This window comes from Kribbella sp. NPDC051770 (genome assembly GCF_040681455.1).
Lineage (GTDB): Bacteria > Actinomycetota > Actinomycetes > Propionibacteriales > Kribbellaceae > Kribbella.
In genome coordinates this window covers 260,608-273,788 of sequence record NZ_JBFAYT010000001.1, presented here as the reverse complement: position 1 = coordinate 273,788, position 13,181 = coordinate 260,608, and the positions used below count along the sequence as shown (strand labels likewise).

At 70.9% G+C, this 13,181-nt stretch carries 11 protein-coding genes; 2 read left to right on the top strand and 9 right to left on the bottom strand.

Annotated elements, in window-relative coordinates; genetic code table 11:
• Nucleotides 1–966 precede the first annotated feature (966 nt).
• The gene (locus AB0M01_RS01320) at nt 967–1,764 is read left to right on the top strand and encodes an HAD-IIA family hydrolase (RefSeq protein WP_363666184.1); all 798 of its coding nucleotides are present in this window, start codon (nt 967–969) and stop codon (nt 1,762–1,764) included.
• Here AB0M01_RS01320 and AB0M01_RS01315 read toward each other — a convergent pair.
• The 4 genes from AB0M01_RS01315 to AB0M01_RS01300 form a co-directional block, all read right to left on the bottom strand.
• Nucleotides 1,761–2,504 carry an amino acid ABC transporter ATP-binding protein gene (locus tag AB0M01_RS01315; protein ID WP_363664849.1) on the bottom strand — a complete coding sequence of 248 codons (744 nt, stop codon included), beginning with the start codon at nt 2,502–2,504 and terminating at the stop codon, nt 1,761–1,763. The genes AB0M01_RS01320 and AB0M01_RS01315 overlap by 4 nt on opposite strands.
• Entirely contained in the window at nt 2,488–3,237 is a 750-nt protein-coding gene (locus AB0M01_RS01310) for an amino acid ABC transporter permease (protein ID WP_363664848.1), read from the bottom strand. Before AB0M01_RS01310 ends, AB0M01_RS01315 begins: the two co-directional genes overlap by 17 nt.
• Nucleotides 3,237–4,097, bottom strand: coding sequence for an ABC transporter substrate-binding protein (locus tag AB0M01_RS01305; RefSeq protein ID WP_363664847.1), 861 nt, complete (start codon nt 4,095–4,097; stop codon nt 3,237–3,239). The genes AB0M01_RS01310 and AB0M01_RS01305 overlap by 1 nt, the downstream gene beginning before the upstream one ends.
• A 138-nt stretch (nt 4,098–4,235) precedes the next feature.
• A complete protein-coding gene (locus AB0M01_RS01300) occupies nt 4,236–4,787 on the bottom strand; it encodes a DNA-binding protein (protein WP_363664846.1) in 552 nt (183 codons plus the stop codon).
• Nucleotides 4,788–4,931: 144 nt separating this feature from the next.
• On the opposite strand from AB0M01_RS01300, the gene AB0M01_RS01295 reads away from it, so the two are divergent.
• Complete coding sequence (locus AB0M01_RS01295; RefSeq protein ID WP_363664845.1) at nt 4,932–6,863, top strand: VWA domain-containing protein; 1,932 nt, start codon at nt 4,932–4,934, stop codon at nt 6,861–6,863.
• On the opposite strand, the gene AB0M01_RS01290 is transcribed toward AB0M01_RS01295, so the two are convergent.
• From AB0M01_RS01290 to AB0M01_RS01270, 5 genes are all read right to left on the bottom strand, one after another.
• Nucleotides 6,860–8,083 carry a DUF6596 domain-containing protein gene (locus AB0M01_RS01290; protein WP_363664844.1) on the bottom strand — a complete coding sequence of 408 codons (1,224 nt, stop codon included), beginning with the start codon at nt 8,081–8,083 and terminating at the stop codon, nt 6,860–6,862. The genes AB0M01_RS01295 and AB0M01_RS01290 overlap by 4 nt on opposite strands.
• Nucleotides 8,080–8,403, bottom strand: a complete 324-nt coding sequence (locus tag AB0M01_RS01285) for a YciI family protein (protein WP_363664843.1) — start codon at nt 8,401–8,403, stop codon at nt 8,080–8,082. Before AB0M01_RS01285 ends, AB0M01_RS01290 begins: the two co-directional genes overlap by 4 nt.
• Nucleotides 8,404–8,490: 87 nt before the next feature.
• Nucleotides 8,491–9,849, bottom strand: a complete 1,359-nt coding sequence (locus AB0M01_RS01280; protein WP_363664842.1) for a protein kinase — start codon at nt 9,847–9,849, stop codon at nt 8,491–8,493.
• A gap of 18 nt (nt 9,850–9,867) precedes the next feature.
• On the bottom strand, nt 9,868–11,451 hold the full coding sequence (locus tag AB0M01_RS01275) for an ATP-binding cassette domain-containing protein (RefSeq protein WP_363664841.1): 1,584 nt from the start codon (nt 11,449–11,451) through the stop codon (nt 9,868–9,870).
• Nucleotides 11,452–11,515: 64 nt separating this feature from the next.
• A complete protein-coding gene (locus AB0M01_RS01270; protein WP_363664840.1) occupies nt 11,516–13,132 on the bottom strand; it encodes an ABC-F family ATP-binding cassette domain-containing protein in 1,617 nt (538 codons plus the stop codon).
• Nucleotides 13,133–13,181 lie beyond the last annotated feature (49 nt).

The window sequence follows — 13,181 nt, the reverse complement described above, 5'->3', positions numbered from 1 at the left end:
CACCGACCCAACCCGCCGCGTGACGCCTCCGGGCGGGCCTGCTGAGCGTGGCTGGACGAGCCAGCGGGAGGTTGGACGGTGGTGGGTGTCGGTCGGACGTCGAGCCGGTGCCCGGTGGTGGGCTGTGGGAGCGGACCTGCAGCACTCAGTAACTGGGTAGTGCCGGCGTCGGCTGGGGTGGCCTGAGCGTGGGGGACGGCTGGTTGGGGTGGTTGGTGAGTGGTGGGCGTTCGGGCTCCGCGGCCCGCAGCCGCCGAGGTCTTGGGCGGATAGGCGCCCGCCGATGCGAGTGGCCCGCTGTCCGTGGCGGCCGAGCATCTGGGCGGGGTAGGTGTTCGCCGGTGCGAGTGGCCCGCTGTCGTGGCTGCCGAGCACCTGGGCGGGGTAGGCGCTCGCCGGTGCGAGTAGTCCGCCGTCCGCGGCTGCCGAGCACCTGGGCCGGTAGGCACTCGCCGCTGCGAGTGCCCCGCCGCCTGCGGCTGCCGAGGGCCTCGGCAGGCAGGCGCCCGCCGGAGTGCCCCGCTGTAGGCGCCTGCCGCCCGATACTTCCGCTTTCTCTCGGCCGCCGCGGCGGTCAGCCCGGACTGCCTTCTCGGCCGCTGGGCAGGTGGGGACTACCGGGCGTCCGGTGCGGCGGACCGCCGCTGAGTACAGCTTGGTCGTCGACATGCAGCACTGATCAACCCGGGTGTTGAGGCGTCCGCGCGGGGGTGCTGAGCGTGAGGGGGTGACGCTTCGGGAGGTTGGTCAGTGGTGGGTGTCGGTCCGAGATCGGGACGGGCGGTGGTGAGCGGTGCGGAGAGCGGATCTGCAGCACTCAGTAAGTGGGGAGTTCAGGTGTGGCCTGAGCGTGGGGGACAGGTCGTGGCGCGGGTTGGTGAGTGGTGGGTGTTCGGGCTCACCGGGTGGTTGCCGGGTGGACCGAGACGGGTCTGCGAAGATCGGATGCGAGTCGACGGCGAGGAGATGGGCGTGAGCGAGCACAAGCCGGTGGAGAGTTGGCTGACCGACATGGACGGCGTGCTGGTGCACGAGGAGCGGGCGATTCCGGGGGCTTCGGAGTTCATCGCGACGTTGCAGTCGTCGGGGCGGAAGTTTCTGGTGCTGACCAACAACTCGATCTACACGCCGCGGGACCTGCGGGCGCGGTTGCTCGCGGGTGGGATCGACGTGCCGGAGCAGGCGATCTGGACTAGTGCGCTGGCGACGGCGCAGTTTCTCGACGACCAGCGGGCCGGCGGTACGGCGTACGTGATCGGGGAGGCGGGGCTGACCACGGCGCTGCACGAGGTCGGGTACGTGCTGACCGATCGCGACCCGGACTATGTGGTGCTGGGGGAGACCCGGACGTACTCGTTCGAGGCGATCACCCGGGCGATCCGGCTGATCGCCGACGGCGCGCGCTTCCTGGCCACCAACCCGGACCCGACCGGGCCGTCCAAGGAAGGGCCGCTGCCGGCGACCGGGTCGGTGGCAGCGCTGATCACGCGGGCGACCGGGGTCGCGCCGTACTTCGTCGGCAAGCCGAACCCGCTGATGATGCGCTCGGCGCTGAACCGGATCGAGGCGCATTCCGAGACCTCGGTGATGATCGGCGACCGGATGGACACCGACATCATCAGCGGCCTCGAGGCCGGGCTGCGCAGCATCCTCGTGCTCACCGGCTCCACCGGCGAGCACGAGGTCGACCGCTTCCCCTACCGCCCGACCCGGATCGTCGAGTCGATCGCGGACGTCGTCCCGCTGATCACCGCGATGGCCTAAAGAACCTGCGAGAGGAACTGCCGCAGCCGCGGCGACTCGGCCGCGCCGAACAGCTTCTCCGGCGCGCCGGACTCGACCACGACGCCCTGGTCCATGAACGCGACCTGGTCGGCGACCTGTCGCGCGAACCCCATCTCGTGCGTGACGACCACCATCGTCATCCCGGCGCCGGCGAGGTCGGCCATCAGTCCGAGCACGCCCTTGACCAGCTCCGGGTCGAGCGCCGAGGTCGCCTCGTCGAACAGCATCACCTCGGGCTTCATCGCCAGCGCCCGCGCGATCGCCACCCGTTGCTGCTGACCACCCGAGAGGTTGCCGGGCCGCGCTGACGCTTTCTCCTTCAGTCCGACCAGCTCCAGCTGGACCAGCGCCGCCTCGGCCGCGCCCTCCTTGGTGAGCTTCTTGAGCTTGCGCAGCGGCAGCGTGATGTTCTCCAGCACGGTCTTGTGCGGGAACAGGTTGAAGTGCTGGAACACCATCCCGATCCGCCGCCGCAGCTCGTCCGGGTTGCTCTGCAGTACCGACTCCCCGCCGAGCTTGATGTCACCCGCGGCCGGCTCCAGCAGCCGGTTGGTGGCCCGCAGCAACGTGGACTTGCCGGACCCGGACGGCCCGATCACGCACGCCGTCGACCCGGCCGGTACGGCGAGGTCGACGCCGCGCAGCACCTTGTTGTTGCCAAAGGCAAGCTCGATCCCGGTCAGCTCCAGGCTGGCCGCGGACTCAGCGATGGTCGGCATGGACGAGCTCCTCGACCTCGAGATCGGCGGGGCGGCCTTCGCGCAGCCGCTTGTCGAACCAGTTCACCAGGTGCGTCAGCGGGACCGTGATCACCAGGTAGAAGATCCCGGCCAGCAGCAGCGGCGACAGGTTCCCGTTGGTCGCCGCGGCGTCCTGCCCGATCCGGAACAGCTCGCGCTGACTGGCCAGCAGCCCGAGGAAGTAGACCAGGCTGGACTCCTTGATCAGCGCGATGAACTGGTTCACCAGCGCCGGCAGCACCCGGCGGACGCCCTGCGGGATGACGACCAGCCGCATCCCGGTGCTGTAGCCGAAGCCGAGCGCCCGGGCCGCTTCGAGCTGGCCCTTCTCGACGCTCTGGATGCCGGAGCGGAAGATCTCACCGATGTACGCCGCCGCGATCAGCGACAGCGCGAGGATGCCGAGCGGGTACGGGTTCGGCCCCCACCAGTGCCGGGTGATCGGCGACAGGCCCTGCCCGATCAGCAGGATGGTCAGGATGGCCGGCAGGCCGCGGAAGATGTCGGTGTAGATCTTGGCCGGCCAGCGCAGCCAGAAGTGCCGGGACAACCCCATCACCGCCACGACCATGCCGAGCAGGGTGCCCAGCACGACCGAGGCGGCGGCGAGGATCAGCGTGTTGACCAGCCCGACCTTCAGCATCTCGGGCAGGACGGCCTTCATCGACTCCCAGTCGAGGAAGGTGTCGCCCAGGGTGGACCAGACGTCCATCAGCCGGCGGCGGCCTTCGGAGCGGTGAACTTCACCGTGCCGCTACCGGGCTTGAAGTTCGCCGGTACGGCGCGGCCCGGGTAGTACTGCTCGACCAGCTTGGTCCAGGTGCCGTCGGCAATCACCTCGTCGAGCGCCTTGTCGACCGCCGCGCGCAGCTTGTCGTTGCTCTTGGCCACGGCGAAGGCCATCGGCGCGTCGCTGAGCTCCTTGGCGGCCAGGATCACCGTGCCGCCGCCCTGCTCGTTGGCCATCTTCTCGCCGATCTCGGCGGGCGAGACCCAGGCGTCCGCCGTGCCGGCCTTGAGCTGGCCGAGCGCGGCGTTGTAGTTCGGGACGCGGACCGGGTCGAGGTTCTTGCCGGTCGCGTAGTCGTCCTGGACGGTGCCCTGGACGACGACCACGCGCTTGCCGGCCAGCTGGTCGAAGCTGGTGATGCCGGAGCTCTTGGTGGTGTTCAGGCCGAGGTAGCCGAAGTCGTAGCCGTTGCTGAACGCAACGGTCTTCTTGCGGGCCTCGGTGACCGTGATCGACGAGCTGCCGAGGTCGTACTGGCCGCCGTTGACCTGGGACAGCAGCGCCGAGAAGTCGGTCCCGACGAACTCGGGCTTGAGGTTCAGCTTGGCCGCGACCGCGGTGATCAGGTCGTTGTCGAACCCGGTGAACTTGCCGTCCTTGACGTAGACGTTCGGCGGCGCGTCGGTGAGCGTGCCGATTCGCAACGTGCCCTGCTGGAGCAGGCCCAGGTCGGGGCCGGAGGCATCGGATTCGGCGTCGCTGCCGCAGGCCGCGAGCGCGACCGCCAGGGTGACGGCGGTACCGAGGGCGGCGAACTTGCGGAAGGCGCTGATGGCGCGCACGGGTGTCTCCTTGGGAACGAGTGAGCTGGAACGGTGGGGATGGCCCACGCACCGACGCTAACGCCGCCCGGACGGGCGGCATTCCGTCGTGCACACCGGATGAGACGGGTCCGGAATGTCCACTCCAGCCGTGGTATATCAGCCCGAGTGACGCTCGAAGTGTGCCACAGCGTCATCGGTCCGCCCCGTACCGTAGACCGTCAGCAGCTCGGCGAGCCCCGGCGATGCGACGCGGATCACCTCGGCGGCGCGCTGGATCTCGTCGGCCGAGGCCACCTCGCGGAACAGGTCCTGGACCTGGCGGACCACGGCGCGGGTCGACATCGGCACCGCCGGCGCGGTGCTGACCACGCGCGAGACCGTTGCCCTCGGCGACGAACCGGTGAACGCGCCGGTGGTGTCGCGGACGGTGTCGAGCGCGGTCTCGATCTGGCTGTGGGTGAGCTGCTCGACGCCGGGCCGGGAGGCGAACTCCTCCAGGGTCTGCAACCGCGCGACGACCGCCGGGTTGCCGATCTTCACCCGCTGGGCGCTCATCAGCTGCGACAGCATCGGCGCGGACAGCCCGATCACCTCGGCGACCTTGGCCTGGGTCAGCCGTAGGGTGCTGCCGATCCGGCGGATCAGGTCTCCGAGCGGCTCGCCGTACAGCTCGGTCTGGAGCTGCCGGTTCTCGGCCGTCTGGTCCATCTGTGACCCCTTCTCGTGGTTGCGTCTGTGAATCATCTTCGCAGTAGCGAACCGGATTGCCAAGTCGCAGGCGGGATTGACATTCGCGATAGCAAACTGCAAAGCTGACTCCGGCTGCAGCAACACCACCCTGGAGGCAACCCGATGACCACCCGACTCCGCCGCCCCGCGGCGCTGGCGCTGCTCGGCGCCGTGCTGCTGAGCAGCTGGACGACGCTGCCCGCGCTCGCCGACCCGGAGCCCGGCGACGGCAAGCTCGTCCTGGTGCTCGACTCGTCCGGATCGATGAAGGAGCCGGCCGGCGACGGCCAGACCAAGATCACCGCTGCCCGGACGGCGCTGACCCGCGTGGTCGGCAAGCTGCCCGAGGAGGCCGCGGTCGGCCTGCGCGTGTACGGCGCGACGGTGTTCAAGCGCAGCCAGCCCGGCGCCTGCACCGACACCCAGCTGACCGTCCCGATCGGGACCGGCAACCGGCCTGCCCTGCGGACCGCGATCGCGAAGTACACGCCGTACGGCGAGACGCCGATCGGCTACGCGCTCCAGGAGGCGGCCAAGGATCTCGGGGCCGAGGGCAAGCGAACCATCGTGCTGGTCTCCGACGGCGAGGCGACCTGCGCGCCGGAACCGTGCGCGGTCGCCCGCGCGATCGCCAAGCAGGGCATCGACCTGAAGATCGACGTGGTCGGGTTCCGGGTCACCGGGAAGGCCCGCAGCGACCTGCAGTGCGTCGCCCGCGAGGGCCGCGGCGACTACTACGACGCCGACTCGACGACCGACCTCGAGGCCGGGCTGGACCGGCTCTCGACGAGGGCGTTCCGCCCGTTCCGCATCTCCGGTACGCCGGTGCAGGGCGCGCCGCAGCAGGAGGGCGCGCCGGTGCTCACCCCCGGCCTGTACTCCGACACCTTCGGCACCGACCAGACCGCGAAGCACTACCTGATCAAGCGGACGATGACCGGGTCGACGCTGCGCGCCGGGGTCAGCTTCCGGCGCCCGACCGGCGGCAGCCTGGTGATCCAGGCCGCGACCAAGCTCCGCACGATCGAGGGCGACGACTGCGGCTGGAGCTACCCGCGCGCCTTCGAGGGCGACCAGGGGCTGGCGACCGGGACGGCGTCCAGCTGGCCGAAGTACGCCCATCAGAAGCCGTGTGCCAGCGCCGAGCAGCTCGTCCTGACCGTTGACCCCGGCAAGGACTTCCGGGAGCTGAAGGGCGTTCCGTACGAGCTGCGCGTCGACGAGGAGCCGCCGGTCGCCGAGACGACCGCGCTGCCGGCCGAGGCCGACGACCCGACCTGGGCCTCGATGCCGGGCAGTGCGCCGCGCGACGTCGTGCCGGGGTCCAGCTTTCCGGACGCGCCGCTGCTCGACGCCGGGAGTTACAAGACGACGGTGATGCCGGGCGAGCTGCAGATCTACAAGATCAAGGCGGACTGGGGCCAGCGGATCCAGGCGCAGGTGACGGTGCCGCAGCTTGCCGGGGCGACCGGTGAGGCGGTGAACGGGATCCGGTACCTCGACACGGCGCTGATCTCGCCGACCGGTGAGGACGTGTACGCGGTGTTCGCGAAGAACATGCCGGGTGGGTCCGGAAAGCGTGGTGTGCTGACGAAGCGAGGGGTGATTCAGGCGATCACCACCAAGGAGATCCGGTACCTGAACCGGGACGGCGCGAACAACCAGGACACGGGGACGTCAACGCCGGGGGAGTACTACCTGGCGGTGTCGCTGACGCGCAAGGCGAAGGACCAGGCGTTCGCGATTCCGATGACGCTCACGGTCGGGCTCGTGGGGACGGCGGGGACGGGGAAGCCTGAGTACACGGACGGGGCGACGCCCGTTGCGGGGGACTCGGTGACGCCTTCGCCGACTCCTTCGACCGGTGAGAAGACCGAGGCGGGTGGGCCGGTGCCGCCTTCGTCGCCTTCCTCGCCGGATGACGACGGTACGCCGTACGGGTTGATCGGTGGGCTCGGCGGTGGGGCGCTGGTGCTGGTGGCGGTCGGGATTTGGGCGATCGTTCGGCTGCGCAAGCCGGCTGGGCCGCCGCAGTACCCGCCGTACGGGCGCTAGCCGAGTTGGTCGCGGCGGCGGGTGAGGTAGGCGGTCTCGGCGGTGTTGCCCGCGAGGTCGATGGCCTCGGTGTAGGCCTCGCGGGCCTCGCCGCTGCGACCCAGCCGGCGGAGCAGGTCCGCCCGCGCGGCGTGGAAGGCGTGGTAGCGGCCGAGCTTGTCGCCGAGGCCGTCGATGATCGCCAGCGCCACGTCCGGGCCGTCCAGCTCGCCGACCGCGATCGCGCGGTTGAGGGCAACGATCGGGGTCGGGTCGATCCGCACCAGCTGGTTGTACAGGGCAACGATCTGGGACCAGTCGGTGTCCCGCACGTCCGGGGCCGACGTGTGGACGGCGTTGATCGCGGCAAGGATCTGGTACCGGCCCGGCGGTAGGCCGGTGGCCAGCCGCTCGCGGACCAGCTGGTGGCCTTCGGCAATCAGGTCGGTGTTCCAGGAGCCGCGGTCCTGCTCGACGAGGGTGACCAGCTCGCCGGAGCCGGAGACACGAGCGGTCCGGCGGGCCTCGGTCAGCAGCATCAGCGCGAGCAGGCCGGCGACCTCGCCGTCGTCGGGCATCAGGGCCCGGATCAGCCGGGTGAGGCGGATCGCCTCGGCGGTCAGATCCTGGCGGACGGGGTCGGAGTCCGCGGCGGTTGCGAGGTAGCCCTCGTTGAAGACCAGGAACAGCACGGCGAGAACACCCGAAACGCGCCCGGGCAGATCCTCCGCGGCCGGGACGCGATACGGGATGCGGGCCGCCTTGATCTTGCTCTTCGCGCGGGTGATCCGCTGCCCGACCGCCGACTCCTGCGCCAGGAACGCGCGGGCGATCTCCGGGACCGTGAGCCCGCCGACCATCCGCAGCGTCAGCGCGACCCGCGCCTCCATCGCGAGCGCCGGATGACAGCAGGTGAAGATCAGCCGCAGCCGCGGGTCGTCGATCGCGCCGAGAGGCTCGGGCGGTACGTCGTACGACATCTGAGCCTCCTTCTGCTTGTCGGCGCGCTTGTTCTCCCGGCGGAGGCGATCGATCGCCCGCCGGTTCGCGGTCGTGGTGAGCCAGGCGCCCGGGTTCGGCGGTACGCCGTCCGCGGGCCACTTCTCGACGGCCGTCGCGAAAGCCTCCGCCGTCGCCTCCTCGGCGACGTCGAGATCCCCGAACCGCCGAGTCAGCGCGGCGACAACCCGGGCCCACTCCTCCCGGTGCGCGTCGGTGATCGCCTGAGCTGCGTCGGTCACAGGAACGGCCGAACCTCCACCCGCCGGTTGCAGGCCAGCGACCCCTCAGCCGCCAGCTTCAGCGCCGCGTCCAGGTCGGGCGCCTCGAACACCCAGAACCCCGCGAGAAACTCCTTCGACTCGATGAACGGCCCATCGGTGAACAAGCTCGCGCCGTCCCGGTTGTCGATCACCGTCGCCGCCTCGGGTGCCGCGAGACCGCCGGCGAACACCCAGTTCCCGTCTTGTTGAACGCGTTTGTTGAACGCGGTGATGGCAGCCATTTCGTCGTCGGTGCCGTCGTTCGCCTTGTCATGAATCACGGAGACCAAGTACTGCACGGTGTTCCCTCCTCCAGGCGCCGTCTCTCGGCGCCACTCACCAGTACAACGAACAGCTCCACTCCGATCCGACACGATGCCACAGCTTCACTGCAGCAGCACCCAAACAGCAGCCGCGAGCAGCCCGAGTGCGCCGACAAAACTCCCGACGGCGACCCACACGAGGGCGCGCCGAGAGCCAGCCCGTACGCCGGGAGCCGCCTGCTGCGGGGTCGCCTCCCACGCCTGCGGCGCCCCTGGGCCCCGGGCGGCAGATGAGCGCGCCGCGCTGTACGCCGAGCCCGACGCCTGTACCGCAGGACGGTGCTGCGCCGAGGGGGCGGCCGGAGGCTGGGGCTGGGCAGGCGGGGCTGCAGTCTCCGCCGCGCGTCCGGCCGGCGGGCGGGCCTCGGCCGACTGGTCGGCGCTCGACGCCGTGAGGGATGGGTCTGGGTGCGACACGTGCGCGGTGCGCGACGGGTGTGAGGCCGGCGGCGACGGGTCTGTCGGGTGGGCGGCGGGTGTGGGGTTGGCTCCGGCTGGTGGCGCCGTGGGTGTGGTGCCGGGGGCGGCGACGCCGGTGAGCGGGCGCAGCGCCTGCGGGGCTGAGGTGGCAACCTGGCCCGCTACGGGGCCGGTGGGGGTCCACGGGTGGGGGAGTGGGGGGAGCTGGTTGAAGACCTCGGGTGGGTCGGGGGTGGTGGTCCAGGGGGTGGCGCCTGGTGGGGGGAGGGCGCCTGAGGCGGCTAGTAGGCGCGCGGCTTCGGTGGCGGTGGTGGGGCGGGCGGCCGGGGACTCGGCGGTGAGGTGGGTGATGAGTTCGGCTAGGGGGCCGGGTGGGGTGGGGATGGGTGGGCGGAGGCCGGTGAGGAGTTCGGTGGCTACGGCGCCGACGGTGTAGAGGTCCTGGCGGGGGTCGGGGTCGGCGCCTTGGAGTTGTTCGGGTGGGAGGTAGCCGGGGGTGCCGAGGATGGTGCTGTGGCGGGTCATCCGGGGTTCGTCGACGAGGCCGGCGATGCCGAAGTCGGAGATGCGGAGGTGGGGGAGGCCGGTGCCGGTCGCTTCCAGCAGGAGGTTGGCGGGTTTGAGGTCGCGGTGGACGACGCCGGCGGCGTGGATCGCGGAGAGGCCGTGCAGGAGCTGGTCGAGCAGGACGGCGACGTACGGGGTCGGGAGCGGGCCGTGGTCGCCGAGGAGGGTTGCGAGGGAGCCACCGGCGACCAGGTCCATCGCGAAGACGACTTTGTCGTCTTCGGCGGCCCAGCCGTGCGGGGCGACCACGTGGGGGTGCTGGATGCGGAGGGACTGTTCGCGGACGAAGCGCAGCAGCATGCCGGCGTCGTGCTGGCCGAGGACCTTCGCGGCGACGTACGTGTGTTTGCGGAGGTCCCAGGCGCGCCAGACCGAGCCCATGCCACCGGTGCCGATCAGGTCGATCAGCTGGTACCGCCCTGCTACCGGGTCCACCGGGGAGAAACTACCTGGCTAGGCGTCCAGGTGGAGGGTGCGGGACGGCCAGTGGCTGCGGAGGTGCCGGTCGTGGGTGGCGACGACGACGGTACGGAGGGTGGTGGTGAGCGCCTGCTCGAGCTCGTCGGCGAGGGTCGGGGAGAGGTGGTTGGTGGGCTCGTCGAGGAGGAGCAGGTCGGGCGGGTCGGCGATGACGAGCGCGAGGGCCAGGCGGCGGCGCTGGCCTACGGAGAGAGTGTGGGCGGGTTGGCTGCGCTGGTACGGCGTGAGGAGGCCCAGGGAGCTGAGCGGGATCTGCTCCGCCCGGTCGTTGCCTAGGGCAAGGGTGTAGAGGTGGTCGGGGGTGGCGTCGGGGAAGGTGGTGTCCTGCGTGAGGAGGGCGATGGTGAGCTCGGGGTCGCTGGGGACGGCACCCGGGGGATGACCGGCGAGGGCGGCGAGCAGGGTGGACTTGCCGGCGCCGTTGGGGCCGGTGATCAGGAGGTGGTCGCCGGGGAGGAGGTCGAGATGGTCGAGGCGGAGGCGGCCGGGGATGTGGAGGTTGCGGAGGGAGAACAGAGGGTCTTCGGAAGACGTCGGGGATTCTGGTTCGGTTGGGCGGAAGTGCAGAGGCTCGGGTGGCGGCGGGATCTGCTCGCGGGTGAGGATGCCGAGTCGGCGACCCGCGGCGCGGGTCCGCCGGGCGATCTGGTTCTGGACCCGGCCGGTCGTGTGGCCCTGGCCCATCTTCTCGTTGTCGCGCGAGAGCCGGCCGGGAGCGATCTGGTGGGCGGTGACCGAGGCCGCCTCACGCAGAGCCGCCAGCTCGGCCTGCTCCTCCACGTACTGATGCCGCCAGCGGGCGAGCGCCGCCCGACGGGCCGACTGGTACGCCGTGTAGTTGCCGCCGAACCGGGTCGGGCCGTCGAGCGCGGGGTCGAGGTCGAGCAGATCGGTGCAGACGGCATCGAGAAGCGCGCGGTCGTGCGTGGCGACCAGGACGACACCGGGGAGCGCGCGGAGTTGCGCTTCCAGGAAGGCGATCGCCGAGTCGTCGAGGTGGTTGGTCGGTTCGTCCAGCAGCAAAGCGCTCGGGCGGCGGATGAGGAGTGCGGCGAGCGCGAGCCGGGCGCGTTGGCCGCCGGAGAGCGAGTGGAGTTGCCGCGTGCGCGCGACGTCGCCGAGGCCGAGACCAGCGACGACGAGGTCGGCGCGGCGGTCGGCGTCCCAGGCGTCGTGGGCCTCGGCGTACGCCAGCTGCTCGCCGTACGCCGCCAGCAGCTCAGGCGAATCAGGCAGCGCCTCGGCCAGCCGGTCGAGCTCGGCGAGGGTCGCGTGCGCGTCGGCCAGCGCTTCGTCGAGTACGTCGGTGAGCGTGGCGGCCGGCTCGAACGGCAGCTCCTGGGGGAGGTAACCGAGATCAGGCGGACGCGTGACGTGCCCGCGGTCGGGGTCGTCGGCGCCGGCGAGGATGCGCAGCAGGGTGGACTTGCCGGCGCCGTTCTCGCCGATGAGCCCGATCCGCTGGCCGGGGGAGGCGGTGAGGGAGACGCCGTCGAGCACCCGGCGCGAACCGAGCACCCGAACGATGTCTTCGGCAACAAGTGCAGAAAAGGGCATAGGGCAACCATCCGAAGAGCTCTCCTCCCGCGCCGCGCGCGGGAGGGAAGGGAGGGGCGAGAGGTCAGGCCGACACCGGCGGCGCTGACTCCAGCAGCTGGCCGCCGGTCAACGTCAGGTGCCGCGTGATCCCCAGCTCCGACAGGAAGCGCTCGTCGTGGCTGACGACCACGAAGGCGCCTTCATAGGCGTTCAGCGCCGACTCCAGCTGCTCCACGCTGACCAGGTCGAGGTTGTTCGTCGGCTCGTCCAGCAGCAGCAGCTGCGGCGCCGGTTCGGCGTACAGGACGCACGCGAGCGTCGCGCGGAGGCGCTCGCCCCCGGACAGCACACCCGCCGGCAAATGGATCCGCTGCCCGCGGAACAAGAAGCGCGCCAGCAGATTCATCCGCTGCGCCTCCGGCATCGTCGGCGCGAAGTGGGCCAGGTTCTCCGCGACCGTCCGGTCGAGATCGAGCAGATCCAGACGCTGCGACAGGTAAGCGATCCGCCCGTCAGCACGCTTGACCGAACCGCCGGCCAGCGAGCCCTCGATCCACCGCAGCAGCGTCGACTTCCCGGTCCCGTTCGGCGCCGACAGCGCGATCCGCTCCGGCCCACGGATGTTCAGCGAAACCCCGTCACCAGAGAACAGATCGCGAACGAGCAGACCAGACCCCTCGAAAACGGTCCGCCCAGCAGGCACCGCAGTCCCCGGCAGCTCCAGCGCGAGCCTCGGCTCGTCCCGGCGCGCCCGCCCGGCCTCGTCGAGCTTCGCCTTCGCGTCGCTCAGCCGGTTCGCATGCGTCGCATTCGCCTTCGCCGCGGAGACCTCCGCCGACCGCTTCATGTTCCCGGCGAAGATCCGGGCCAGCCCGGCGTCCTTCAACCCCTTCTGCGCGTTGCTTGCCCGCCGCTGCGCCCGTTCCCGCGCCTGCTGCATCTCGCGTTTCTCGCGCTTCAGGTCCTGCTCCGCCGACCGGATGTTCTTCTCGGCGACCTCCTGCTCGGCCGCGATCGCCTCCTCGTACGCCGTGAAGTTCCCGCCGTACGAGCGCAGCTCACCGCCTTCCAGCGCGGCGATCCGATCCATCCGGTCGAGCAGCGCGCGATCGTGGCTGACCAGCAGAAGGCAGCCGTTCCAGTTCTCCAGTACGCCGTACAGCTTGCGCCGGGCATCGAGATCCAGGTTGTTGGTCGGCTCGTCGAGCAGCAGCACGTCAGGCTGCTTCAGCAGCTGCGCCGCGAGCCCCAGCGAGATCACCTGCCCGCCGGAGAACGTGCTCAGCCGCCGGTCGAGATCGGCGTCCAGACCGAGCCGTTCGAGCTGCGCGCGGGTGCGCTCCTCGATGTCCCAGTCGTTGCCGACGGCATCGAAATGCTTCGGGTCGACGTCACCGGACTCGATCGCGTTCAGCGCGGCGACGACCGGCGCCACCCCGAGCACCTCGGCGACGGTCAGGTCGCCGCCCAGCGGCAGCGACTGCGGCAGGTACCCGAGGACGCCGTCGACGGAGATGCTGCCGCCGGTCGGCGTCAGCTCCCCGGCGATCAGCTTGAGCAGGGTCGACTTGCCGGCGCCGTTCGGCGCGACCAGACCGGTCCGGCCGGGGCCGACCGCGAAGGACAGGTCGGCGAAGACCGGGGTGTCGTCGGGCCAGGCGAACGACAGCGACGAGCAGACGATGGATGTGTCGGACATGCGGGAGACCTCGCGAAACAGTGAGTACGCCGCCACGCAGGGCGAGCGG